The organism is Sanguibacter sp. A247, assembly GCF_052324925.1.
Lineage (GTDB): Bacteria > Actinomycetota > Actinomycetes > Actinomycetales > Cellulomonadaceae > Flavimobilis.
Map to the genome: position 1 here is coordinate 213,537 of NZ_JBQPRE010000001.1, position 25,827 is coordinate 239,363.

Genomic DNA, 25,827 nt, shown 5'->3' on the forward strand with positions numbered 1-25,827 from the left:
TGAAGAGGACGGGACCGCACCGTGGGGCATGTTCTGCGGGACGTGGCGTCGGCCACGTTCGGTCCACCCGGAGGTTCCTGACGGCCCCGTACCGGAATGAACGTGCAACCTGCGTCCGGGGATGGTGGGGTGGAGCGATGACGACGCACGTGCTCGCCCTCGGGGGCGGCGGCTTCTCGATGTCCGACGGTCACGGGGCGACCGCGCTCGACCGCCATGCGCTCGCGCTGTCTGGATCCGACCGGCCGACGGTGTGCTTCGTCCCGACCGCGAGCGGTGACGCGACGCCCTACATCGAACGGTTCGAGGCCGCCTACGCTCCGCTCGACTGCGAGACGCGAGTGCTGCGGCTCGTCGCCGACGGGGCGCAGTCCGTTGCGCGCACGCTCGAGGGCGTCGACGTCCTCATGGTGGGTGGCGGCAGCACGGTCAATCTTGTCGCGCTGTGGGAGCTCCACGGAGTGACGCGCGAACTCCGGCGGCTCGCTGCGGAGCGTGACCTCGTGCTCGCGGGTCTGTCTGCCGGGGCGAACTGTTGGTTCGAGGGGTGCACGACTGACTCGTTCGGGCCGGTGGTCGTGCCGTGGCGCGGTGGGACGGGGTTCGTCGAGGGCAGCTTCTGCCCGCACGCCGACGGCGAGGACCGTGTCGGTGACTATGCCGCCGCGGTCGCGTCGGGCGCGCTCCCAGCAGGCTGGGCGGCCGACGACGGAGCGGCCGTGCACGTCGTCGACGGCGTCGTGCGCGCGCACCTTGCCGAGCGTCCTGGTGCGGTGACCTATCGGGTCGAGCCCGACGGTCAGGGGGGAGCGACGGTCGTCGCGCAGCAGGTGACGCTCGTGTGAGGTGACTGTGAGGGCCCCTGCACCGGGACACGGTGCAGGGGCCCTCACAGTCCGAGCCGTACGGGGCAGGGCTGGTTAGGCCGTGCCCAGCATCGCCCGCGCCTGCCGTGTCGCCTCGACGAGGTGCCGCAGCGACTTTTCCGTCTCCGCGTAGCCGCGCGTCTTGAGGCCGCAGTCCGGGTTGGCCCACAGCAGGCGCGGGTCGACGGACTCGAGAGCGAGCGCGAGCAGCTCGGAGATCTCCGCGGCCGATGGCACGCGTGGGGAGTGGATGTCGTAGACACCTGGCCCGACGCCCCGGTCGAAGCCCGCCGCGCGCAGCTCGTCGAGCACTTCCATGCGTGAGCGCGCCGCCTCGATCGAGGTGACGTCGGCGTCGAGGGCGTCGATCGCGCCGATGACCTCGCCGAACTCGGAGTAGCACAGGTGCGTGTGCACCTGCGTCGAGGCTGCAGCCCCTGCGGTCGCGAGGCGGAACGACCCGACCGACCACGCGAGGTAGTCCGCGTGCGCCTCACGACGCAGCGGCAGGAGCTCGCGCAGCGCAGGCTCGTCGACCTGGACGACGGCGATCCCCGCGGCCTCAAGGTCGGCGACCTCGTCATGCAGCGCGAGCCCGATCTGGTCGGCGACCTCGCGCGCGGGCACGTCGTCGCGCACGAACGACCACGCCATGATCGTCACGGGGCCCGTGAGCATGCCCTTGACGGGCTTGTCGGAGAGCGACTGCGCGTATGTTGTCCAGCCGACCGTCATGGGTGCGGGGCGCGACACGTCGCCCCAGAGGATCGACGGACGCGTGCAGCGTGAGCCGTAGGACTGCACCCAGCCGTTCTCGGTCACCGCGAACCCGTCGAGCAGCTCCGCGAAGTACTGGACCATGTCGTTGCGTTCAGCCTCGCCGTGCACGAGCACGTCGAGCCCCAGCTCTTCCTGGAGCCGGACGACGCGCTCGATCTCGGCGCGCATCGCGGCCTCGTACGCGTCGGTCGCGAGCTCGCCCCGCGCGTGCGCGGCACGCGCCTTGCGGATCTCGACCGTCTGCGGGAACGAGCCGATCGTCGTTGTCGGGAGCGGCGGCAACTGCAGCCGCTCCGCCTGCGCGGCACGGCGCTCGGCAACGTCGCCGCGTTCGCGGTCCGCAGTCGTCACGGCTGCGGACCGGGCGCGGACAGCGTCGTCCTGCACTCCCGCCGCGACGGCGCGCGCGGCAAGGGCCGCGCTCGCGGCCTCGACCTCAGTCGCAACCGCGTCACTGCCCGACGTGAGCGCGCGGCCCAGCACCGCGACCTCGGCGACCTTCTCGTCCGCGAACGCGAGCCATGCCCGCAGGCCCTCGTTGAGCTGAGTCTCGGCGGCGAGAGTGTGCGGCACGTGCTGGAGCGACGTCGACGTTGCAGCCGCAACCGTGCCGCTCAGGGCACGCAGCGACTCGAGACGATCGATCGCACTCGCGAGGTCCGTGCGCCACACGTTGTGGCCGTCGACGACGCCGCCGACGAGGGTCTTGCGTGCAAGGCCCGCCTGCACCGCATCGTCGGCTGCAGCGGGAACGGCGCCCTTGACGAGGTCGAACGCGACCGCCTCGACGTTGCTCGTCGCAACCGCAGCGAGTGATTCGCGCAGCTCGCCGTACGGCGCCGCGAGGAGGATCGCGGGTCGTGCGCTCGCGGCCGTGAGCACCGCATACGCGCGCTCGGCTGCGACCGCGAGTGCGGTGGGCGAGGTGCGGAGCGTGTCGGTGACGAGCGCGGGCTCGTCGAGCTGAACCCACTGCGCGCCTGCGGCCGCGAGGCGGCCGAGCAGTTCACCGTAGGCGGGGAGCAGGTCGTCGAGCCGGTCGAGCGGCTCGTACCCTTCGGGGGCGTCGTCGGCAGCCTTCGCCAAGGCGAGGAAGGTCACGGGACCGACGATCACGGGACGCGTCACGACGCCCTCGGCGATGCCCTCGGCCACCTCGGCAACGAGCCTGTCCGACGCGAGCCGGAAGGCTGTGGCCGGGCCGATCTCGGGGACGAGGTAGTGGTAGTTCGTGTCGAACCACTTCGTCATCTCGAGCGGTGCGAGCGCACCCGCGCCGCGGGCGAGCGTCGAATAGCCCGCGAGGTCGAGGGTTCCGTCGGCCGCGCGCAGGTGCGCGAAACGCTCGGGAAGCGCGTCGAAGGTCACGGCTGCGTCGAGCACCTGGTCGTAGAACGAGAAGGAGGCCGGAACAGCCGACGGCTCGGTGAGACCGAGGCTCGTGAGGCGCGCACGGGTTGCGGCGCGGAGGTCGGCGGCGACAGCGGAGAGCTCTGCCTCGCTCGTGCGACCGGCCCAGAAGGACTCAAGCGCGCGCTTGAGCTCGCGGCGGGGGCCGATGCGGGGGTACCCGAGCACCGTCGTCGTCGGAAAAGCGGGAAATGTACCGGAAAGAGGGGCGCGAAGGCCCGAGGACGTTGTCATGCTGCGTGCTCCTGGAGGTGAGATCAGGGGCCGTCGACTCGAACGACGTCCCTGAGGGGTTCACCGGCCCGCGGCCCTCCGGCCAGGTCCGACGCGATCTGCGCGCCGCCGCCGAGGTGAACACCCTCGAGCAGGTCCAGTGCTGGTGCTGCGTTGTTGAACGTGTAGACGTGCAGGCCGGGAGCCCCGGCCTCGAGAACAGCCCGAGCAAGAGCGACCGACGCACGCATGCCGTGCGCGTGCCGCTCATCCTCGGGGAGAGCCTCGAGCTCGGCCGTGAGCCGAGCCGGGGCTGGCACGCCCGTAAGCTCCGCAACCCGGTGCAGGCGGCGGGGCTCGGTCGTCGGCAAGATGCCGGCGAGAATGGGGATGGTCACGCCCGCAGCACGGGCGCGATCCACAAAGTCGACGTACGTCGACGCCTCATAGAACAGCTGCGTGATCGCAAACGTCGCGCCTGCCCCTTGCTTGACGAGAAGCCGCTCGACCTCCTGCGCGGGCGTCGTCGCCGCTGCACGGTTGCCGCCCGGGAACGTCGCGACCGCAATCGTCAGCGGACGCGTCGCTCCGCGCAGCGCGCTCGCGGGAGACTCACCGCAGCGCACGGCTTCAACCTGCTGAAGCAACCGGATGAGGTCTTCAGAGGAGTTGACGCCACCCGGGCTCGGCGTCCAGTCAGGCTGGTCGAGGGGTGGGTCGCCGCGCAGCGCGAGGAACGACCGGATCCCCGCATCGAGGAACTCGCGCACGACCTCGGTCACGTGCTCACGCGTCGCCGCGACGCACGTGAGGTGTGCGATCGGCAGGACAGGCGTGTCGCGTGCGATCGTCTGGACGACCTGGCGGGTTGTGGCACGGTCCGTCCCAGCCGCGCCGTACGTGACCGAGACGAAGTCGGGCCGTGCCGCGAGCAGGGCACGGGCGGTGGCCCAGAACTTGGGGGCCGCGTCGGGGTTGCGCGGGGGCATGAGCTCGAATGAGACGGTCGGGCGCGCCGGTGCGCAAGTCAGGTCGGTGATGCTCATGGTCGGCCTCCGCAGGGTTGGTCCATCGGACCTGGCGTGAGCACCCGTTCCCTCAGGAGGCTTCCTCTTGGGCGGGTTGCTGCGGCGTCGACGAGCCAGGACTCTCGGCCGCTCTGGATGGTGGTGCGAGCCTAGGGGCGGCCCACAGCACTCCCCAAGCCGTCCCGGATCGTGAGACTCGCGTCCGGAGGCCGGTCGCCTGCAGTCAGTTGCGGCGTCCTCGACGGGGCTCCGACGGCGGGAACTCGCCGTCGTCCGAGCCGTCGTCCGCAGCGAACAGCAGCTCGGAGAGCTGCTTCTTGACCTCGGCGACCCGGGGCACGTCGTACAGCATGACGCCAGCCTTCTCAGTCGCATCCGAGATGACGATCGTGCCGCACCCGAGCATCTGATCGAGCAGGTCGCGCTCGTACGTGAAGTCATTGATACGGAACAGCGGAATGTCGCGCCCCGTCTTCGTGAGGATTCCCGAACGCGTGATGAGGCGACGCGTCGTGAACGTGTACGACGTCGTCCGCCACCTCAGGTATGGCACAACCGTCCAGATGACGACGACAACAAGCCCGACGACGCCGACAGCCGGCACCGCCCACGTCTTGACGTTGTTGTCCGGAAGGAAGATGAGCGCCGCCGCGACGGCCGCTGCGACGAGCAGCAGCACGAGGAACGGCACGAAGACCTTCTTGATGTGCGGGCGGGTCTGAAGAACAACGCGCTCGTCATCACCCAGGCTGCGATCGATCGACATGCCGCGATCCTCCCAGACGTCGTGCCCCCGTGTCCTCCCGTTCGTGCGTGTCGCACGAACGGGAGGAGACGGACCGGTGCTCAGACCCCGCGACGGTCGCCCGGATGATGGACGACGTGACCCGCGGCCTCCCAGGCCGCGACATGCACGGCAACGTCTGCGAGGAACGAGTCGTAGTCATGCGGCGACCCCCACGCGACCGAGGCCTCGGCTGCAAGGCGCGGAAGCAGCTGGTAGGTGACGTCGCCCCAGGTGCGCACGGTCTCCGTCCACAGCGCGGTCTCGACTCCGACGACGCGCTCGGCCGGGACGCCCGGAAGCTCAGCGACCGGATCCCAGTCGTACGCCGTACGCAGGTCGATGAGACCCGCCCAGTCCTGGCCGATCACCTGGTCGGCGTCGTGGAACATGTCGAGATACGCCTTGGGCGCGGGCGACGAGACGACCTTGAGGTCAAGCACCTCGGCGCGCGAGGCGAGCTTCTCGGTGTCGACCTTGGGCGTCCAGTACTGCAGCCACGAGCCCGCGGGCAGGTCACCGTGCAGGCCTTCCTGCCACATCGTCAGGTGCTTGCCGGTGGACGCGGCAAGAGCCCCGAGGCGGGTGATGTAGTCGCCGTACTCGGCCTCCTCGAGAGTGAGGCATTCGTCGCCGCCCAAGTGGATCCGGCTGCCGCGCGTGTGCTCGGCGAGCGTCGTCACGACGTCGGTGACGAGCTCCCACGACGCGGCCGACACGAGGTCGACCGTGCTGAAACCCACCTTCGTGCCCGTGTAGGGCTCGCGGACGGCGCCGTCCTGCGAAGCCTCCGGGTACGCGACGAGCAACGCGTGCGTGTGCCCGGGCAGGTCGATCTCGGGAACGATCTCGATGTGGCGGGCGGCCGCGTAGTCCTGGAGCTCGCCGTACTCGGCGAGCGTGAGGAAGCCGCCTGGGCCTTCGGAGCAGTCGGTCGTCGCGCCACGCTCGGTGAGCAGCGGGCGCGAGGGGATCTCGATGCGCCAGCCCTGATCGTCTGTGAGGTGCAGGTGGAGGCTGTTGAACCGCAGCTCCGAGGCGAGGTCGACGAGCTGGCGTAGGTGCTCGGGCCCGTAGAAGTGGCGGGCGATGTCGAGCATGACGCCGCGGTGTGGGTAGGCGGGGGCGTCCTCGACGACGCCGAGTGCGACCGTGCCCGCGGCCGGGTCGACGAGCTGTGCGAGGACGGTCACGGCCCAGTACGCGCCGGCCGGGTCGGCCGCGGTGAGGGCGAGCGTGTCGGCCGTGATCGTGAGGGTCGATCCCTCGGCGGCGAGCGTGGCGTCCTGGGTCGCGGTGACCGTCGGGGAGCCGGCTACGGAGGCCCCGGCGTCTGTGGTCGGTGCCGCGAGGACGGCCGCGAGCTCAGACGCGCGCCGGGCGGCGTGAGGGGCCCAGGTGCGCAGGGCGTCGGCGAGCGCGGTGATCTCGTGGCGACCGACCGGACGGGTGGTGCCGGTGAGCACGGAACGACGGGGAGCGGGGAGGGGGGCGGGGCGGGTGTTCACGGTGGAGATCCTTCATCCGTTGCGACTTGGTAACGGGGGGAGGCGGGGCTTGACCAGAGAAAGTAAGTAAGGTGTACTTACTTTCATGGCACGCACGTCTACGTCAAGGGACGCTCGGCAGGGCACTCAGCGCGTCACTGCGCCGACGGGAAAGATCCTGCCCTCTGATACCCGTCTGCACCACCGTACCCTCGTTCTGCAGCATCTTGTCGACGAGGGCCCGCAGTCGAGGGCGGACCTCGCGCGCCTCACCAAGCTCGCTCGCGTGACGATCTCGGACGTGGTCGCGGGCCTCATCGCTGACGACCTCGTCATCGAGCTCGGCGTCCGCCCCGGAACTCACATGGGCAAGCCCGCGACACTCGTCGGGCTCAACCCCGTCGGGGCCTACATCGCGTGCCTCGACCTCTCCGGCGACCACGACCTGCGCGGAACGATCGTCGACCTCGAGGGCACCGTCGTCGTCTCCCACGAGGTCGCGCTCGGCGACGACCGTGGCGACGACGCGGTCGACCGCACCGTCGAGCTCGCCCGCAGGCTGCTGCTCGACGCCCCCGGCAAGGTCCTCGGCCTCGGCGTCGGAACCCCCGGGATCGTCTCGGTCGACGGCGTCGTCCGCAACGCGCCCAACCTCCGCTGGGAGCGCCTTGCGCTCGGGGAGCACCTCCGCAACGTGCTCGGCACCCCCGTCCACGTCGCCAACGACGCCGACACGGCAGTCCTCGCCGAAGACACCTTCGTCAAGGGCGGCGGCGCCGGGCTCCTCCTCGTCGAGATCGGACGCGGCGTCGGCGCCGGGATCCTCGTCGACGGCAACCTCCTGCGCGGCCCCAACGGGACCGCAGGCGAGATCGGCCACGTCACCGTCGTGCCCGACGGCGAACCGTGCACGTGCGGCCGCCACGGCTGCCTCGAGTCGCTCATCTCAGCCCCCCGGCTCCGCGCCCGCATCGCAGGCCTCAGCGAGGCCGAGGCCGGCAGCGAGCTGTCCGCGGCCGGGCGCCAGCTCGGTGCGGTCCTCGCGCCCGTCGTCCAGGCCCTCGGCCTGCGCGACGTCGTCCTCTCCGGTCCCGCCGAGCTCCTCGACGGCCCGTTCCGCCAGGCAACAGAGTCCACGGTCCTGGCCCTCACTCGTCCCTTCGCAGACGAACAGGTCGCTGTTCGCATGTCTGCGCTGGGTCGCGATGGCGTCCTCCACGGCGCCGCCGCACTCGTCCTCGACGGAGAGCTCGGGCTCTCCTGACCGGACCGCAGTACCTGTCCACGCATCATTCTCGGTCGAAGACGACCACCGAAGGGAAAGATCGATGAAGATCCACAAGCTCGCCGCGCTCGGCGCGGTGGCTGCTCTTGCGCTCACCGCGTGCAGCAGCGACCCCAACCCCGGGGAGACGACAGCGCCCACGACCAAGTCGACGGTTCCCGCCGCCGAGCGCTCCATCACCTTCTGGGTCGCTGGAACCGACACGAACGACGACATGCGCAAGTTCCTTGTCGACACGTTCAAGGAGAAGACCGGCGGCGCGACGCTCAAGATCGAGCAGATCGAATGGAAGGAGCTCGTCCCGCGCCTGCAGACGGCTCTGCCCAACGCCGAGCAGACCCCTGACCTCGTCGAGATCGGCAACACCCAAGCCCCGACGTTCACCTCGGTCGGCGCCTTCACCGACCTCACCGCCTCGCTCGCCGACCTCGGTGGCGAGAAGGTCGGCCCGAAGTCCTTCGTCGAGGCCGGAACGTACGACGGCAAGCTCTACGCCGTCCCGTACTACTGGGGCTCGCGTTACGTCTTCTACAACACGGACGTCTTCGAGAAGGAGGGCGTCAAGGTTCCCACGACGCTCGCCGAGTTCAACGAGGCCGCGAAGAAGCTCACGACCGCCGACCGCTCGGGCCTCTGGCTCCCCGGCCAGGACTGGCGCAACGGCCTCTTCTGGCTGTTCGCCAACGGCGGCAACATCGCCACGGTCGAGGGCGGCAAGTGGGTCGGTGGACTCTCGAGCCCCGAGTCGCAGACCGCGCTCGCCCAGATCCAGGATATCTACACCAACGGCACCAAGGCGCCGAAGGACGGCCTGGACGAAGAGCCGTGGGTTCCCTTCAACGAGGGTGACTCCGCGATGTTCATCGCTCCCGGCTGGGCTCGCTGGTCGGTTAAGGAGGACGTGAAGTTCGCGCCCCTCGCCGTCCCCGGTGTCGAGGCCGGCAGCTACGCCGCAGGCCTTGCCGGCGGCTCGAACCTCGCGATCTCGGCGAAGTCGAAGAACCAGGACCTTGCACTCGAACTTCTCAAGGTTATCTACTCCGAGGAATACCAGACCCTGCTCGCCAAGAACGGCATGGGCCCGGCCATCTCTGACTTCAACTCCCTCATGGGCGACGACGAGTTCGCGAAGGCAGCTATCGCCTCCGCCGAGAACTCCAAGCTCACCCCCGGCTCGCCCGGCTGGGCCTCCGTCGAGGCGGCCAAGCTCATGGAAGAGACCTTCGGAAAGATCGCAGCAGGCGGCGACATCGTCGCGATCGCCAAGGACGCCGACGCGCGTCTCGGCGAGATGCTCAACTGACGACAGCACCATGACAGGGGCGCCGGCCGCAACCGGCCGGCGCCCCTGCCCGTGCCGGGAAGAATGAAGTGTCCTCATGAGTGACGTCCTTGCGCGCGCCCCACAGTCCCGGCGCGCACCGACCGGGCGACGCCCGGTCCCCTCCACCCAGCGCGCCCGCCGCGCGACCGCGATCGCGCCCTACCTGCTCGTCCTGCCCGTCGTCCTCATGATGGTCATCGCGCTCGGCTACCCCCTCGTGCGCCAGTTCGTCATGTCGTTCCAGGAGTACGGCCTCAAGCAGCAGTTCGGTGCCGACCCGGAATGGATCGGACTCGACAACTACGAGGCGATCTTCGCCGACAGCGCCGTGTGGGCGGTCATCATCCGCTCCCTCCTCTTCTGCCTCGTCGCGGCCAGCGCCACGATGGTCGCCGGCATGGCGGTCGCCGTCCTGCTCACCAAGGTGGCCACCTGGCTCCGGATCACCATCCAGTCGGTCCTGCTCGTCGCCTGGGCGATGCCCGTCATCGCCTCGATGACCGTGTGGCAGTGGCTCTTCGACACGAACTACGGCGTCATCAACTGGGTGCTCGCCAAGATCGGACTCAGCCAGTTCCAGGGGCACTCCTGGCTCATCGACCCGCTGTCGTTCCTCACGATCGCAGCGCTCGTCGTCGTGTGGATGTCCGTTCCCTTCGTGGCGTTCTCGCTCAACGCCGCACTCACGCAGGTCTCGGGGGAACAGCTCGAGGCCGCCGAGCTCGACGGCGCCAACGCGTGGGAACGGTTCCGCCACATCAAGCTGCCGACCATCATGCCCGTCGTCATGGTCGTCTCCCTGCTGCAGGTCATCTGGGACCTGCGCGTCTTCGCGCAGATCTACTACCTGCAGATGGCCGGCGGCGTCGCGAGCGAGACCAACCTCCTCGGCACCTACATCTACAACCTCGGCCTCGGCCAGGGTGACTTCGGCAAGGCCGCAGCCGTCGCGATCTTCATGCTCGCCCTCACGCTCGGCCTGACGTTCTTCTACGTCCGCAAGCTCGCGAAGGAGGTGTGACATGCGCAAGGCCCTTCCCAACATCTTCGGCGGACTCGTCGCACTCATCTGGGTCTTCCCCGTCTACTGGATGGTGAACTCCGCCTTCCTCTCACCCGGCCAGGTCCGCGGCAAGAACCCCACATGGCTGCCGTTCGGCGGAGACTTCTCGTCCTTCGGGCGCGTCTTCGACGACCGCTTCCTCAACTCGATGAAGCTCAGCCTCGTCGTCACGCTCATCACGGTCGTCGTCGCACTGCTCTTCGCGTTCCTCGCAGCGATCGCCGTGAGCCGCTTCAGGTGGCGTGGCCGCAAGGCCCTCGTCGTCATCGTGCTCGTGGTTCAGATGATCCCCGCTGAAGGCCTCTTCATCTCCCAGTACAAGATGCTCCAAGGCTGGGGGATGCTCAACACCGTCGCCGGGCTCTCGGTCCTCTACATCGCAGCAGTCCTGCCCTTCACGGTCTGGATGCTGCGCGGGTTCGTCGAGGGAATTCCCGCCGACCTCGAGCACGCTGCCATGATCGACGGATGCAGCCGCACCAAGGCCTTCTTCGTCGTGACCTTCCCGCTTCTCGCGCCCGGTCTCGTCGCCTCCGGTGTGTACGCCTTCCTCCAGGCATGGAACGAGTTCACCCTTGCGACGGTCGTCATGAGCCCGTCCAACCGCACCGTCCCGCTCTGGCTCCAAGGCCTGACCTCCGCCAGCAACGCGGCGATTGACTGGCCCGGCGTCATGGCGGGGGCGATCATGGTGGCGATCCCCGTCGTCGTCTTCTTCCTGTTCGTTCAGAACAAGATGACCGACGGCATGGTCTCCGGCGCTGTGAAGGGCTGACAGTAGTCATCACGGGTGCGCCCGTCACCGCGGGCGCACCCACCACTGAGAAAGGCACCACCCATGGAGATCGTGATCCTGCCGTCCGCCGACGCTGTCGGAAAGGTCGGGGCCGACATCTTCGAGCGCGTCGTGCGCAGCACCGAGCACCCCGTGCTCGGACTCGCCACCGGGTCCTCGCCGCTGCCCGTCTACACCGAGCTCGTCCGCCGTCACGAGGACGAAGATCTCTCGTTCGCCAACGCCGAGGCCTTCTGCCTCGACGAGTACATCGGACTGCCCGTCGGGCACCCCGAGTCCTACCACCAGTTCATCCGACGCGTCTTCACGGGCCACCTCGACATCGCCGACACGGCCGTGCACAGCCCAGACGGCACCGCAACCGACATCCCGGCAGCAGGCCGCAGCTACGACGCCGCGATCGCCGCCGCGGGCGGCGTCGACCTGCAGATCCTCGGGATCGGCACCAACGGGCACCTCGCATTCAACGAGCCCGGCTCCTCCCTCGCCTCCCGCACCCGCATCGTCACGCTCACCGAGCAGACCCGGACCGACAACGCGCGGTTCTTCGACACGCTCGACGACGTTCCCCGCTACGCCCTCACGCAGGGCCTCGGCACGATCATGGAGGCCCGCCACCTCCTCATCGTCGCGACCGGCGCCGGCAAGGCCGCCGCCGTTGCCGCCGCGGCCGAAGGACCCGTGACCGCCAGCTGCCCCGCGTCAATCGCGCAGATGCACCCCCACGTCACGCTGCTCGTCGACGAGGCCGCGGCCACCGACCTCGTCAACGCCGAGCGCTACCGCTACGTCTACGCCAACAAGCCTGAATGGCAGGCATCGTGAGCCTCGTCATCGCCCTCGACGTGGGGGGCACCAACATTCGTGGCGAGCTCGTCGACCGCGAAGGCACCGTTCACGCGGCCGCCCACGAGCTCACCGCCGGGTCCGACGGTGACGCGACGCTCGACGCGATCGAACGGGTCTGCCGCACGCTGCTCGCGGCCGCCGCTGACGGCCGCGTCGTCGACGCCGTCGGACTCGCCGTCCCGGGCGTCGTCGACTCCCGCACGGGCGTCGTCCTGCTCGCGGGCAACCTCGGCTGGCGTGACCTCGCCGTGAGCGACGTGCTCGGGCAGCGTCTCGGACTTCCCGTCCTCCTCCACCACGACGTCAACTGCGCCGGCCTCGCCGAACGCGAGCTCGGCGCTGGGCGCGGGGTCGACGACCTGCTCGCGATCTTCATCGGGACCGGCATCGCCGCCTCGCTCACCGTGGGCGGGGTGACGCTCGGCGGAGGCGTCAACCAGGCCGGCGAGCTCGGGCACGTCGTCATCCGTGAAGGCGGGCTCGCCTGCCCCTGCGGGCAGACCGGATGCCTCGAGCGGTACTGCTCCGCGTCGTCGATCGGCCTCGCCTACGCCGCCGCCACGGGCCGCGACGGCATGACGTCCCTCGACGTCGTCACAGCGCTCGGAGACGACCCGCGCGCCGACGCCGTGTGGGCCGACGCCATCGCAGCGCTCGCCACCGGAATCCTTGGAGCCATCACCCTGCTCGGCACCCAGCGGGTCGTCATCGGAGGCGGTCTCGCAGCCGCGGGCGACGCCCTCGTCGTCCCCCTGCGGACGCAGCTCGAAGCGACCGTCAAGGTCGCGACCATCCCCGAGATCGTCGTCGCAGAGCTGGGTCAGCGAGCCGGTGTCATCGGAGCTGCGCTCGCCACCTGGAAGCGGCTCGCCGCCCACTGAACGCGTCCCGTCGGCGGTGACCCCCGCCCGCCGGCGGGGCGCTGTCGGCGGGCGCCGCCGACGGCGGGGCGCACGCGGTAGTCCGTGCCGCTCAGGCCGACGACCTCGGCGACGCGCCGCGGGTCAGGGGAGCCTGCCGCCCGACTCCGTCAGGTAGCACGCTGCGCACACGGCTTCGTAGGTGACCTCGGCGCCACCGTCGATCGCGACCTGCGCGCCATCAAAGATGGCCTGGCCGTCGATCCGCCGGGTCGTGAAGATCGCCTTGCGACCGCAGCGGCAGATGGTCTTGAGCTCCTCGAGCGAGTGCGCAATCTCGAGGAGGCGACGCGAGCCAGGGAACGCCTCGGTACGGAAGTCCGTGCGGATGCCGTAGCAGATGACCGGCACACCGTCGAGGACGGCGATGCGCAGCAGGTCGTCGACCTGCTGCGTCGACAGGAACTGGGCCTCATCGATGAGCAGGCATGACACGTCGCGGCCGCTTGAGCGTTGGACGAGCGCGCGGTGCTCTTCGAAAAGTGCGTGGGCGTCGTCGGTGGCGCCCACCAGGTAGTCGACGTCGCGGACGACACCGAGCCGCGAGTGGATCTGGCGGCCAGCCTTGGTGTCGAGGCCTGGCTTCGCAAGGAGGATCCGGTGCTCGCGCTCCTCATAGTTGTGCGCGGCCTGCAGGAGCGACGTCGACTTGCCGGAGTTCATCGCTCCGTAGCGGAAGTACAGCTTGGCCATAGGGAGATTCTCCCATCCTAGAAATCCACTCCGGACCTTCGCGGCCTGTCGGCCCGGCTGCTCCGCAGGCGGGCGTAGGCTCCCTCACGCGAAGATCGACCCTGCACCCGAAGGAGTCCGCATGACGTCCACCGCCCCGCGGCCGCCGTCCGCCGCCAGCACCTTCGTCCGCAGCCTGGGACGACGCAAGAGCGTCGAGCAGGCGCTCGCATCGAGCGAGGACGCCGAGCGTTCGCTCAAACGGAACCTCAGCGCGTGGGACCTCGCGGTTCTCGGCGTGTCGGTCGCTGTCGGCGCCGGCATCTTCTCCGTCGGTGCGACGTCGGCCGCGCATCATGCCGGCCCCGCCGTCATCCTCTCGTTCGTCATCGCCGCCGTCGTGTGCGGTCTCGCGATCATGTGCTACGCCGAGTTCGCCTCCACGCTGCCGATCGCCGGGTCCGCCTACACGTTCTCGTACGCGACGTTCGGGGAAGGTGTGGCCTGGTTCATCGGCTGGGACCTCATCCTCGAGATGCTGCTCGCCGCCGCGGTCATCGCGAAGTTCTGGGGCGTGTACCTCGGCGACGCCTTCGAACTCTTCGGCGTCAACATCTCGACGAGCGTCACCATCGGTCCCCTCAACCTCGACTGGGGACCGGTGCTCGTCGTTGGGGCCTTCACGACCCTGCTCGTCGTCGGCACGAAGCTCTCGACGCGCGTCAACTCGGTGCTCACCCTCGTCAAGGTCGGCATCACGCTGTTCGTCATCGTCGTCGGGTTCCTCTACGTCAAGGCCGACAACTTCACCCCGTTCGTGCCGCCCGCGGAGCCGGCCGAAGGCAAGGCCGGGCTCCACCAGCCGCTCGTCGCGTTCCTGACGGGCCAAGAGCCCTCGATGTACGGCGTTCTCGGCATCCTCTCTGGCGCCGCGCTCGTCTTCTTCGCGTTCATCGGGTTCGACGTCGTCGCGACGACCGCCGAGGAGGCGCGCGACCCGCAGCGCACCATCCCGCGCGGCGTGCTCGGAGGCCTCGCGCTCGTCACGGTGCTCTACATTCTCGTCACCGTCGTTGTCACCGGCATGGTGCCGTACACGGATCTGGCGGCCACCGAGGACCCGTCGCTCACGACCGCGTTCGTCCTGGTCGGGGCGGAGTGGGCGGGCAAGGTCATCTCGATCGGCATCCTCGTGGGACTCACGAGCGTCGTCATGGTGCTGCTGCTCGGGCTCGCGCGCATCGTCTTCGCGATGAGCCGGGACGGCTTGCTGCCGAGGCGGATGTCCGTCACGCACGCGCGCTTCCGCACGCCTGCCGCGCTGCAGATCGGACTCGGCATTGTCGTCGCCGGGATTGCAGGGTTCGCGGACGTCGGCTTTCTCGAGGAGATGATCAACATCGGCACACTGTCGGCGTTCATCCTCGTGTGCTTCGGGATCCCTTTGCTCCGCCGGTCCCGGCCCGATCTCACGCGCGGCTTCAAGGTGCCGTGGTCGCCTGTGCTGCCCATCGCTGCAGGGCTCGCGTGCATCTGGCTGACGACGAACCTCACCGTGCTCACCTGGCTGCGGTTCCTCGCCTGGATCGTGGTCGGGGCGGTCATCTACGTCGCGTATTCGCGGCGCCACTCGGCGCTGGCCTCGACTGCGCCCCCGGACGAGCGTCGATAGCCGATCCGCACACCGGCTGTGTGTGGATCGGCTATCGAGTGGGGGTCGGGACACCTTTGTTGTGCGGATCGGCTATCGGTTGAGCGCACCCCGGCCCGGCCCCGCCCGGCCCGGAGCCGGGCATCGATAGCGGATCGGGACGCCTCTCGTGTGCGGATCGGCTATCGAGTGGGGGTCGGGACACCTTTGTTGTGCGGATCGGCTATCGGTCGAGTGGGCCGCGCTAAAGTTCGAGCGTGCCACTTCTCTCGCTAGGACGAGCCGCTGCCGCTCGCTATTCGGAGGGCAGCATGGTGGATGCGCAGACATCGGTGCTCGCCGACGTGCCATGGGGCATCTGGTTGGCCATCGTCGTCGGCCTCGTGGTGCTGCGCGTGCTGCGAGGCACCCTCCGGAGTCGGCGGCGGAGTCGGCGGCGTCGAACTCCGGCGCTGCCGTCTCCTGGCGAGTACTGGATGGCCCACGTCCCCTTCCGTGACGGCACCGGGAGCAAGGACCGGCCCTGCCTTGTCGTCCGGTCGAACCATGGCGAGTACCGGGTTCTCTACGTGACGTCGCAGGACAGGTCTGCCGACGATCGGTACGTACCCGTCGACACCCAGGCGTGGCGGGGAGGCGACGGCCGTCGAAGCTGGCTGCAGACCACGGAGCGCCGCGACGCCGACCCGACCATCGCCGTCGCGCGCGAGGGCTTCCGCCGGTACCTCGGCCCTGTCGAACCCTTCAACCGTTGGGTGGTCGAGGCCCACAAGGCGTAGCCCAGCCGCAGCCCGGCCCCGAGCCGGGCATTGATAGCGGATCGGGACACCTCCCGTGCGCGGATCGGCTATCGAGGGGGTTGGGACGCCTCTCGTGTGCGGATCGGCTATCGGTTGAGCGCACCCCGGCCCGGCCCGGCCCGGCTCCGAGCCGGGCCTTGATAGCGGATCGGGACGCCTCCTGTGTGCGGATCGGCTATCGAGTGGGGGTCGGGAGACCTTCCGAGTGCGGATCGGCTATCGGTTGAGCGCACCCCGGCCCGGCCCCGAGCCGGGCATTGATAGCGGATCGGGACACCCCTCGTGTGCGGATCGGCTATCGAGTGGGGGTCGGGACACCTCCCGTGTGCGGATCGGCTATCGAGTGGGGGTCGGGACACCTCCCGTGTGCGGATCGGCTATCGAGTGGGGGTCGGGAGACCTTCCGGGGGTGGATGAGCTGCCGTTCGTGGGGACAGTGGCCTCACTGCTCGACCGCTCGCAGGTCGAGGAGCAGTGCCTGCGCGGGAGCGAGCGTCGGGAGGGGCACCCCGACATGGGTGAGCATCGACCCGGGCACGACCACGCCCGCCGTCGTCCCGGCGAACCACGCCGGGTCCGTCACGACGGCACGCGCCGCGGGCCCGGTCTCGGGCCGCACGCGCACGACGTAGTCGAGCGCGGGATCAAGTCCGGGGAACGTCACCCGCTCGGTCACGCCGGTCGCGCTCGTTACCGTTCTCCCCCATGCAAAGACCCCGTCGCGACGATCGCGCGACACGACACCGTCAAGGAATGCACCCGCGTCCACGTCATCGGCATGCACCACCCGGCCGGAGTGCAGCAGTGGGCGCAACTCACGGTAGAGACGAGCCCAGCGCGTCAGCATGTCGAGCTCGTCGGGCGGGCACGCCGTGAGGTCCCACTCGATGCCGGCATGCCCGAAGAGCGCCGTGATCAGCCGGAACGACAGTGACGTTGCGCGGTGCGTCGTGTGTGCGGTCGGGGGCCCGACGTGTGACCCGACGACCTCCGGTGGCAGCACGAGCGACGTCCACCGCTGGATGCGCTGACGCTCGACCGGGTCGTTCGTGTCCGAAGCCCACACGCGCTGCGTGTGGGAGAGCACGCCCAGATCCACGCGCGCCCCGCCCGAGGCGCACGACTCGATCTCAAGCCCTGGGTGGCGCGCCCGGAGCTCGTCGAGCATCCGATACAGCGCGCGCGTCTGCTGGTGGATCCGCCGCGCGCCGCGTGCCGCCGTGAGCGATGCGTGGAGCTCACGATTGTGGTCCCACTTGATGAAGTCGACGCCGAGCGCCGCAACCGTCGCCGAGATGCGTTCCAGGATGTAGTCGACGACGTCCGGGTTGGTGAGGTCGAGCGCGAGCTGGTTGCGCCACGTGAGCCCCTCAACCTCGCCGAGCACCCAGTCCGGGTGAGTACGCGCGAGATCCGAGTCGGGGTTCACCATCTCGGGTTCGAACCACAGGCCGAACTCCATGCCGAGGCTGTGGACGTACTCTGCGAGCGGCTCAAGCCCACGTGGCCACACCGTCGCGTCGACATACCAGTCGCCGAGGCCAGCTGTGTCGTCGCGTCGGCCGCGGAACCAGCCATCGTCGAGCACGAACCTCTCGACGCCCACCTCGGCTGCCCGGTCGGCAAGCGTGGTGAGGCGAGCAAGGTCGTGATCGAAGTAGACGGCCTCCCACGTGTTGAGGACGAGCGGGCGTGGCGTCGCGGGAGCCGAAGGGAACGCCCGCACGTGCGCGTGAAAGCGCTCGGAGAGGCCGTCGAGCCCTGCGTCGGACCAGGCGAAGACCGCATGGGGCGCGCGATAGGACTCACCCGGGGACAAGACGACCTCGCGCGGCTCAAGCAGCTCGCCGCCGCCGACGACAGAACGCAAGACGCCCGCACCTTCAGGAAGTCGCTCGACGATCTGTGTGCGGTCGCCTGACCATGCGATATGCGCCCCCCACACCTCGCCCCGCCGTGAGGTGAAGCCGGACGTCCCGACGACGGTTGCCCCCGGATCGTCGTGCCCAGGCCGGCCGCGCCGCACGGCGCGCAGCCATGTCCCGTCGGCGACCGGACGCCGTTGCGGGTGGCGCTCCCCGCCCCACCGCCCCGTGAGATCGAGGATCTCGGCTGCGCGGCCGGGAAGCGGCAGGAGCGCGGTGAGCGCGCGGACATCAAGGGTTGTGCCCGTCGCGGTGATCGTGGCGGCGACGGACAGGACGCCGGCCGCGTCGATCGTGAGCGTGAGCTCAACGGCTCCTCGCCCGTGAGCGTCGCGGAGCGCGAGGACCGCGGAGGCCCCTGCACGCACGACCGGGTCGGCTGCGAGAGGTGAGTCTGAGGTGGTCGTGCGTGCCGGGGCGACGCCACCGTCGCGAACGGTGACACCCTCCCAGACGAGGGGTCCGAAGGTCGCGCCCTGCGCATCGACGACGTCGAGCGCGGGAGTTCCCGACCAGCCATGGTGACGGGTCGCGGTCAGTGCGAAGGTGCGCGGAACTTCGAAGGACGACGGCATGATGGCGGGTGCCGACGTTGCGACGAGTGCGCTCACGTCGCGGTCCTCGAGCGCGCGACCCCAGTGCATGACAGCCGGCTGCCCCCACTGATCGGCGGCGACGAGCACGCTCGTCCCTGCGGCGCGCAGGTGGATGGGAACGGCTGGGGTGGGCGACATCGCCAGTCCTCTCGAGGTCGCGCGGCATGGATGGCGCCGCGCATCGGAACAAGGCTTCCCCGCGAGGGTGTCGGCGTGCAAACCGAGGGTGCGATCTGTGGGGTGAAGGTGCCGATGCGAGCCGGTGGTCATGGTGCGGGAGCGGCGCGACGGCACCGTCGTCGTCGGGCACTTGCGCCTGCCCCTGGGGCAGGCCCTAGCGTCAGCGTCATGCCGCTTCTGACGACTGGATCCCTCGCCCGAATCCTTGGTGTCTCCGAGAAGGCCGTGCGCCTCTGGACCGACCGGGGACTCCTTGCCGCCACACGCGATGGTGACGGGCCGCGGAGCTATGACGTCGACCAGGTGGTCCGGGGCCGCACCGTCGTGCTCCTGCGTGCGCTCGATGTTGCACTCTCGGACGTCGCCGCCGTCCTTGACGCGACTGATCCGGTCGCCGAGTTTGACGAGCTGTGGGATGCGGCTCGGGCGACCCTCGAGGGGCGGCTGGCGGCTGCGACCTATGTGCGGTCCGTGCTCGCGGGCCGGCCGGCCCTCGACCTTGAGCACGAGGTGCGCGAGGTTCCGGCGCGGCTGCTGCTCACGATCGGCTCAACCGCGACGCTCGGTGAGCTTGCCGGGTGCATCCCGGCGCTCACCGAGCGGCTCTTCACTGCGCTCGAGGAGGCTGGGGCTGCGCTCGCCGGTGCGCCGGCCGTCGTCTATCACGAGCGCGCGACGGAGCACTCGGCCGCGCGGATCACGGTGCAGGCTCCCGTCGGGGAGCCGCTCGCGCCGCCCCCGGGCATGGCGCTCATCGCGGACGAGCCGGGACGTGAGCTGGTTGTCGGGCTCAACCAGGAGCAGGCCGCTGACCAGTCGTTCGTGGTTGCGGTGCACGACCATGTGGCACTGGGTGCGGGCGACGGGACGCTCGCAGTGGTCGGTGACAACCGCGAGACGTACCTGCCGTCGTGGGGGCGTGGGCTCGGCGGACCCGTGATGGAGGTCTCGGCGCCCGTGACGCCACGCTGATCCTCGCGACGGAGCGACGCGTTCCCGCCGTCGAACGGCGAGGAGGCCCCAAGCCATCAAGGCTTGTTCTAGTTGTGTGCGAACAAGTATGATGATGTCATGCTTCTGAAGATCGACCCCGCCGCTCCCGAGCCGCTGTTCGAGCAGCTCGCCGCGCAGGTGCGCGCCGCGATCGCCGCGGGCGAGCTTCACGCGGGCGACCGCCTCGCCCCAGCACGCGACGTCGCCGCAAGCCTCGACGTCAACCTCCACACCGTCCTGCGCGCCTACCAGGAGCTACGCGACGAGGGCGTCGTCGAGCTCCGCCGGGGCCGCGGCGCCACGGTCGCGCACACGCTCGACGACCCTGCCCTGCGCGCCGCCATCAACCAGCTCGTCACCGAGTCCCACCGCCTCGGGCTCGACCCCCGCACCACGACCGCACTCGTCAAGGAAGCGCTGCGATGAACACCACGACGACCCGAACAGCTCCCCACCGTCACGTCACGACGCTCCTCACGCTCGCCCTGCCGCTCGCCATCATCACGGCCGCGGTCGCACTCGTCCTCAGCTGGCGCGACGAGCTCCCCACCCAGGTCGCCACCCACTGGGGCAACGACGGCGTCGACGCAGTCGGATCGATGGCCAGCGTGATCTTCCCGTTCACCGTCATCTGCGTGGTCCTCTCCGTCGGCATGTGGGCCCTGGCCCGGTTCTCGGGGCAGGCCGCCATGACCCGACGGTTTGCGAGCGGGATCGCCGTCTGGCTCGCCGTCTTCCTCGGCGGACTGCTTGTCGTGACGTTCGACGCCCAGCGCGGCCTCGACGACGCGACTACCGCGACCGGCATCGGCGGCGGCGTCCTCCTCACCGTCGGAGCTTCCTTTGTCGCGGGGATCGCTGCCGGCTGCGTCGTCCCCCGCGACCCCGCGCGACCCGCCGCGACGACATTGCCCCCCACGACCGCGACGCTCGCCCTCAAGGCCGACGCCCGCGCGGTCTGGGTGCAGACCGTCGGGCAGAGCATGGCGACGACGCTCACGTTCGCTGCGCTCGTCGTCGCTGGCGGGGTCCTGCTCGGCATCGCCACCGCCTGGTGGATCGGTCTCGTCCTCGCCGTCGGGCTCCTGCCGCTGCTCGCGCTCATGCGCGCTACCGTCATCGTCGACCGCCGCGGCCTCACCGCGCGCACCATGGTGCCCTGGCCCAAGATCACCGTCCCGCTCGACGAGATCGAAGACGTGAGCGTCACCCACGTGAAGCCGCTCAGCGAGTTCGGCGGTTGGGGCATCCGGACGGCGCTCGACGGCAGCATCGGCATGGTCCTGCGCAAGGGCGAGGGCATCGAGGTGCGCGCGACGGGCGGACGCCGGATCGTCGTCACGGTCGACGACGCCGCGACAGGCGCGGCCCTCCTCGCGACGCTCGCGGGGCGGGGGCGCTGACGAACGTCAGGGACTCGTCACGCCGTCGCGTCGAGTAAGGCCGGCCAGCGCCGCCGAGCGTCCCAATGCTGCCTCGCCCGCGACCCGGGGGCACGAGCCGAGCGCCGACGCCTCAGCCCGCGAGCAGTCCGCGGATCCGCTTCTCCGAGACGGTGCCGTCCGTGCCGAGCTGCTGCGCGAAGAACGACACGCGCAGCTCCTCGAGCATCCAGCGCGCCTCGTCGAGCGCCGCGAGGCGGGCGTCGTCGGGCTTGCCCGCCGCGTACGCGGCTCGCGCGCGGTCATAGACGTCCTCGATGTCGCGGATCTTCCACGCGAGCTCTGCGTCGCGGTTCGGGTTCTGCTCGGCCTTCGTCAGGCGGTGCGAGGCCGCGCGCAGGTACCGCGGCAGGTGGCGCAACCGCTCGGGCGGGGTCGCGGTGACAAAGCCGTCGAACACGAGCCTCGCCGCGTCGTCGCGCACGTCCGTGAGCGTGTTGAGCAGCGCGAGGCTTGTCGATCCACGGACCTGCGTGTCGAGCTCGCGCGCTGCGGCCAGGGCCGCGACGACATGCCCGACGATCTCGTGGACCCGCTCCTCGAGGCGCTCGCGGACGACGGTGCGCGCGGCCTCGTATGCTGCGCGCGAGCGGATCGTCGACGCCTCGGGGATCCCGGGCTCCGTGCCCCACGTCAGCGCGGCGATCGCTGCCTTCTGCACGTCGGCGACGAGCGCGTCGGTCGTGCGGTACGGGCTCGACGCGAGCGTGAGCGCCTGCTGACCCGTCCACCGCGTCGTCACGCGCTGCGTCTGCAGGCCGGTCTCCGCGAGGAGGAGTGCGCGCACGCCCGCCGCGTGGTCGGGTGCCTGGCGGCGGCGGTCCGCGAGGATGCGCAGCGCGACGGACTCGACGTTGCGGCCGCCCTGCGCGCCCGCCGGGCGCTTGCCGCCCGCCCCGGACCCGCCCGACGATGCGCCCTTCGCGCCCGCGGGCGCGAGCTCGACGACGAGCGTCGGGTAGCCGCGCACGGTCGTGGCCGACGGGCCTGCGCCGAGTCGTGTGACGACCTCGTCAGGCAGCGCGTCGCCGGGGACAGGCTCGCCGGTGGGCGTCGTGAGCGTCGGCCAGGTGGTGAGCCGCTCCTGCTCGGCGAGCAGCACGGCCGCCTCCTCGACTCGGAGGTCTTCAGCACCGTTCGATGGTGCTACGACGCTACGAGTCGTTTCAGGGGACGCGACTTGGAGGTCTCCAGCACCGTTCGATGGTGCTGCAGCCCGACGAGTCGAGCCCGTGGAGGGTGACGACGCGCTCGACTCCCGGAGGGCGTCGGCCAGAGCCGTGCGGACCGCCGTCCGGACCTCCGCCTGCGTCCGCGACCGTAGCCGGCGTTGCAACGCGAGCAGGTCGGCGCCCTCGTCAACGATCGTTCCCCGCGAATCGACCACCCGGAACTGCATGCGCAGATGGTCCGGCAGCGTCGCAGCACCCCACGCGTCGTCGGGAACGACGACGTCCCGCAGCGCGCGCACTGCGCGCGCGAACGCCTCATGGAACGACGGAGCCATGTCACCCGCACGCGTGACGTCGAGCCACTGAGCCTCGTGCTCGCGCAGCCACGCCACGACGTCACGTGCGACGTCCGGCGCCGGAACAAGCTGCACGCGAACGCTCTTCGGAAGAGCCCGGATCGTGGCCGTCGCGAGCTCATCCCACACGCCGGGGACGAGCCAGTCGAAGCCGTCGGGCACCACGCGGTCGAGGACCGCGAGCGGCACGTGGACCGTGACGCCGTCGGACTGCCGCCCCGGGGAGAGCTCGTACGTGAGCGGAAGCCGCAGGTCGCCCTGCTCCCACGTGTCGGGATAGTCAGCGAGGTTGACGTCGGTCGCCGCGGGGACGAGGAGCTCGGTCGTGAACGTCAGCAGATCCGGATCGGTGCGTCGAGCATCCTTCCACCAGCGGTCGAAATGCTGGGCCGAGACCACGTCCGCGGGCACGCGCGCGTCGTAGAACGCGTAGAGCGTGTCGTCATCGACGACGAGGTCACGCCGCCGCGTGCGCGCCTCAAGCTGTTCGGCCTCGTCGAGCAGCTCGCGATTGCGCGCGAAGAACTCGTGCCGCGTGCTCCACTCACCCTCGACGAGCGCCTTGCGCAGGAACATCTCGCGCGCACCCACCGGGTCGACGCGCGAGAACAGCACCTTGCGCTGCGCAACGACCGGCAGACCATGCAGCAGAACCTTCTCGAAGGCCTGCGCCGCCCCCTGCTTTGAGGACCAGTGCGGCTCGGAGTACACGTGCTTGACGAGGTGTGCGCCGACCTCCTCGGCCCACTCAGGTTCGATGCGTGCAACCTCGCGCGCCCACAGGCGGCTCGTCTCGACGAGCTCACCCGCCATGATCCACGCGGGCGGCTTCTTCGAGAGGTGCGAGCCCGGGAAGATCGCAAAGTGCGCGTTGCGCGCCCCGACGTACTCGTTGCGTGCCTGCCGCGCCGCCCGACGATCCTCGCGCGCGGGCCGCCCCGGCCGCTGCGCGCCGACCTCGGTCACCTGCTGCATACCGACCTGCGAGAGCATCCCCGCGAGCAGCGCGCGGTGGATCGTGTCGCCGTCCCAGCGGAAGCGGTGCGTCTCGGCCTCCGGGGCCGTGCCCCCGTCGCGAGCCTCGGCCTCAGCCATGGCCTCGGCCACCGTGAGCGCCCGCGCGCCGGGCGCAGAACGACGCACGACGCCCGAGCCCGAGCCGTCCGCGACGACCGCGCGCGACGCCGGCTTGATCTCGAGGTCGAGCTGCTCCGCCATGTCCTTGAGCTGCCCGACGAGGTCCTGCCACTCGCGGACCCGCAAGAAGTTGATGAACTCCGCCTTGCACAGGCGGCGGAACGCCGACGACGACAGGACGCGCCGCTGCTCCTTGAGGTACTCCCACAGGTTGAGGTACGTGAGGAAGTCCGACGTCGGATCAGCGAAGCGCCCATGCATCTGATCGGCGTGCTGACGCTGCTCGGTCGGACGCTCACGCGGGTCCTGGATCGACAGGACGGCCGCGACGATGAGGACCTCACGGCCGACGCCACGCCGGGCACCTTCGATGATCATGCGGCCCAAGCGCGGATCCATCGGCAGGCGCGCAAGCGTGCGGCCCGTCGGCGTGAGGCTCGCGCCCTCACCGAGGGCACCGAGCTCGGTGAGGAGGTTGACGCCGTCGCGCACTGCGCGGACGTCGGGCGGGTCGACGAACGGGAAGCTCGCGACGTCGGCGGGCCCGGTCGCCACCCCCGACGAGATCATCTGCAGGATGACGCTCGCAAGCGAGGTCCGCAGGATCTCGGGGTCCGTGAACTCTGGGCGCCCGTCGAAGTCAGACTCGGAGTACAGGCGGATCGCGATGCCGTCGGCGACGCGTCCACAGCGCCCCGACCGCTGGTTCGCGCTCGCCTGGGAGACGGGCTCGATCGGCAGACGCTGCACCTTCGTCGCCTTCGAGTACCGCGAGATCCGGGCCGTCCCGGGATCGATGACGTACCGGATCCCTGGGACCGTGAGCGACGTCTCCGCGACGTTCGTCGCGAGCACGATGCGTCGGCCGCCGTGCGACTCGAACACTCGGTGCTGTTCAGCGGCCGACAACCGCGCGTACAGCGGCACGATCTCGACCGACAACGGCGTGCCACGCCCGTCGACACGGTCACCGAGGTGACCGCGCAGCGCGTCGGCCGCGTCCCGGATCTCACGCTCACCCGAGAAGAACACGAGGATGTCACCGGGCCCAGCGGCGAAGAGCTCGTCGACGGCCTCGCACACCCCCGTCATGAGGTCGCGCTCGACGGCCTTGGCCGGGCGCTTCTTCTTCGCGGCCTTGCCCCCGCCGACCGCGCCCGTGGACGTGCCCTTGTCGTCCGCGGGATCAGGCAGGTCCTCGACGAGCGGCCGGTAGCGGATCTCCACCGGATACGTGCGGCCGGAGACCTCGATGACGGGTGCTGGCGCCCGAGACCCGTCGGCCGCCACGGACGCGAAGTGCTCCGCGAAGCGTTCCGAGTCGATCGTCGCCGACGTGATGACCAGCTTGAGGTCGGGGCGCTGCGGCAGCAGCTGCGTGAGGTAGCCGAGCAAGAAGTCGATGTTGAGCGAGCGCTCGTGCGCTTCGTCAATGACGAGCGTGTCGTACGCGCGCAGCAGCGGGTCGCGCTGGATCTGCGCGAGCAGGATGCCATCGGTCATCACCTTGACGAGTGTGCGGTCCGAGCTCTCGTCCGTGAACCGCACCTGGTAGCCGACGACGCCGCCGGTGCGGCCCCGCCGCACCTGCCCGTCGGAGCCCGTGTGCTCGTCGCCGACCTCCTCGGCGATGCGTTCCGCTACCGTGCGTGCCGCGAGACGGCGCGGCTGCGTGTGGCCGATCTGACCCGCCCGGCCCCGGCCGAGGTCGAGCAGGATCTTCGGCAGCTGTGTCGTCTTGCCCGAGCCCGTCGCGCCCGCGACGATGACGACCTGGTGGTCGCGGATCGCGTTCGCGATCTCCTCACGCTGCGCCGAGACCGGGAGATTCTCCGGGTAGGTGATCGCGGGGACGTCGACGAGCGCGCGGACCTCCGCGGCGCGCGTCGCCCGCGCGAGAGCGCGGACGTCGAGCACCTCGCGGTCGAACGTGTCGCGCCGACCGCGACCCCGACCCTTGCCGCCGCCCCGCGACGGGCCCTGCGGGGACCCCTGTGCCGGGCCGCGACCGCGGCCGCCGCGACCCCGACGGGGACGCCCCTCGGACGCGTTGGAACCGGACGGTGTGCTCACGGGCACCCATTCTCCCAGGGCGATG

At 70.2% G+C, this 25,827-nt stretch carries 19 protein-coding genes; 12 read left to right on the plus strand and 7 right to left on the minus strand.

Translation table 11 applies throughout. The features are described from left to right. Window positions 1-137: 137 nt before the first annotated feature. Complete coding sequence (locus ACTVCO_RS00945; RefSeq protein WP_443726511.1) at window positions 138-845, plus strand: Type 1 glutamine amidotransferase-like domain-containing protein; 708 nt, start codon at window positions 138-140, stop codon at window positions 843-845. 75 nt (window positions 846-920) lie between these two features. On the opposite strand, the gene metE is transcribed toward ACTVCO_RS00945, so the two are convergent. The 4 genes from metE to ACTVCO_RS00965 all read right to left on the minus strand — a co-directional run bounded on the left by metE (window position 921) and on the right by ACTVCO_RS00965 (window position 6,589). Then, window positions 921-3,290, minus strand: a complete 2,370-nt coding sequence (gene metE / locus ACTVCO_RS00950; RefSeq protein ID WP_443726512.1) for a 5-methyltetrahydropteroyltriglutamate--homocysteine S-methyltransferase — start codon at window positions 3,288-3,290, stop codon at window positions 921-923. A gap of 23 nt (window positions 3,291-3,313) precedes the next feature. After that, entirely contained in the window at window positions 3,314-4,315 is a 1,002-nt protein-coding gene (locus tag ACTVCO_RS00955; RefSeq protein WP_443726513.1) for a methylenetetrahydrofolate reductase, read from the minus strand. Window positions 4,316-4,520: 205 nt separating this feature from the next. Further along, the gene (locus ACTVCO_RS00960; protein ID WP_443726514.1) at window positions 4,521-5,063 is read right to left on the minus strand and encodes a PH domain-containing protein; all 543 of its coding nucleotides are present in this window, start codon (window positions 5,061-5,063) and stop codon (window positions 4,521-4,523) included. Window positions 5,064-5,143: 80 nt separating this feature from the next. Then, the gene (locus ACTVCO_RS00965) at window positions 5,144-6,589 is read right to left on the minus strand and encodes a family 20 glycosylhydrolase (protein WP_443726515.1); all 1,446 of its coding nucleotides are present in this window, start codon (window positions 6,587-6,589) and stop codon (window positions 5,144-5,146) included. Between the two features lie 85 nt (window positions 6,590-6,674). On the opposite strand from ACTVCO_RS00965, the gene ACTVCO_RS00970 reads away from it, so the two are divergent. The 6 genes from ACTVCO_RS00970 to ACTVCO_RS00995 all read left to right on the plus strand — a co-directional run bounded on the left by ACTVCO_RS00970 (window position 6,675) and on the right by ACTVCO_RS00995 (window position 12,766). Continuing rightward, entirely contained in the window at window positions 6,675-7,832 is a 1,158-nt protein-coding gene (locus ACTVCO_RS00970; protein ID WP_443726516.1) for an ROK family protein, read from the plus strand. Window positions 7,833-7,896: 64 nt separating this feature from the next. Beyond that, complete coding sequence (locus ACTVCO_RS00975; protein WP_443726517.1) at window positions 7,897-9,156, plus strand: extracellular solute-binding protein; 1,260 nt, start codon at window positions 7,897-7,899, stop codon at window positions 9,154-9,156. A 76-nt stretch (window positions 9,157-9,232) separates the two neighbouring features. Then, window positions 9,233-10,198, plus strand: a complete 966-nt coding sequence (locus ACTVCO_RS00980) for a carbohydrate ABC transporter permease (RefSeq protein WP_443726518.1) — start codon at window positions 9,233-9,235, stop codon at window positions 10,196-10,198. A 1-nt stretch (window position 10,199) separates the two neighbouring features. Beyond that, complete coding sequence (locus ACTVCO_RS00985; protein ID WP_443726519.1) at window positions 10,200-11,015, plus strand: carbohydrate ABC transporter permease; 816 nt, start codon at window positions 10,200-10,202, stop codon at window positions 11,013-11,015. A 63-nt stretch (window positions 11,016-11,078) separates the two neighbouring features. After that, window positions 11,079-11,861, plus strand: coding sequence for a glucosamine-6-phosphate deaminase (gene nagB, locus ACTVCO_RS00990; protein ID WP_443726520.1), 783 nt, complete (start codon window positions 11,079-11,081; stop codon window positions 11,859-11,861). Continuing rightward, complete coding sequence (locus tag ACTVCO_RS00995; RefSeq protein ID WP_443726521.1) at window positions 11,846-12,766, plus strand: ROK family protein; 921 nt, start codon at window positions 11,846-11,848, stop codon at window positions 12,764-12,766. The genes nagB and ACTVCO_RS00995 overlap by 16 nt, the downstream gene beginning before the upstream one ends. 123 nt (window positions 12,767-12,889) lie before the next feature. On the opposite strand, the gene ACTVCO_RS01000 is transcribed toward ACTVCO_RS00995, so the two are convergent. After that, window positions 12,890-13,498, minus strand: a complete 609-nt coding sequence (locus ACTVCO_RS01000) for a thymidine kinase (protein WP_443726522.1) — start codon at window positions 13,496-13,498, stop codon at window positions 12,890-12,892. 121 nt (window positions 13,499-13,619) lie between these two features. Between ACTVCO_RS01000 and ACTVCO_RS01005 the strand changes: the two genes are divergently transcribed. Further along, window positions 13,620-15,149 (plus strand): amino acid permease, encoded by a 1,530-nt coding sequence (locus ACTVCO_RS01005; protein WP_443726523.1) that lies wholly within the window; start codon window positions 13,620-13,622, stop codon window positions 15,147-15,149. A gap of 455 nt (window positions 15,150-15,604) precedes the next feature. Further along, window positions 15,605-15,907: a hypothetical protein gene (locus ACTVCO_RS01010; protein WP_443726524.1), complete on the plus strand. Its 303-nt coding sequence runs from the start codon at window positions 15,605-15,607 to the stop codon at window positions 15,905-15,907. Window positions 15,908-16,370: 463 nt separating this feature from the next. Here the strand turns inward: ACTVCO_RS01010 and ACTVCO_RS01015 are convergent, their stop codons facing one another. Beyond that, window positions 16,371-18,587, minus strand: a complete 2,217-nt coding sequence (locus ACTVCO_RS01015) for an alpha-galactosidase (protein WP_443726525.1) — start codon at window positions 18,585-18,587, stop codon at window positions 16,371-16,373. Window positions 18,588-18,797: 210 nt separating this feature from the next. Between ACTVCO_RS01015 and ACTVCO_RS01020 the strand changes: the two genes are divergently transcribed. From ACTVCO_RS01020 to ACTVCO_RS01030, 3 genes are all read left to right on the plus strand, one after another. After that, on the plus strand, window positions 18,798-19,601 hold the full coding sequence (locus tag ACTVCO_RS01020; protein WP_443726526.1) for a MerR family transcriptional regulator: 804 nt from the start codon (window positions 18,798-18,800) through the stop codon (window positions 19,599-19,601). A gap of 99 nt (window positions 19,602-19,700) precedes the next feature. After that, window positions 19,701-20,048, plus strand: a complete 348-nt coding sequence (locus tag ACTVCO_RS01025) for a GntR family transcriptional regulator (protein WP_443726527.1) — start codon at window positions 19,701-19,703, stop codon at window positions 20,046-20,048. Next, a complete protein-coding gene (locus tag ACTVCO_RS01030; protein ID WP_443726528.1) occupies window positions 20,045-21,025 on the plus strand; it encodes a hypothetical protein in 981 nt (326 codons plus the stop codon). Before ACTVCO_RS01025 ends, ACTVCO_RS01030 begins: the two co-directional genes overlap by 4 nt. Before the next feature lie 112 nt (window positions 21,026-21,137). Here ACTVCO_RS01030 and hrpA read toward each other — a convergent pair whose 3' ends face one another. Further along, the gene (gene hrpA / locus ACTVCO_RS01035) at window positions 21,138-25,802 is read right to left on the minus strand and encodes an ATP-dependent RNA helicase HrpA (RefSeq protein ID WP_443726529.1); all 4,665 of its coding nucleotides are present in this window, start codon (window positions 25,800-25,802) and stop codon (window positions 21,138-21,140) included. Window positions 25,803-25,827: the final 25 nt, after the last annotated feature.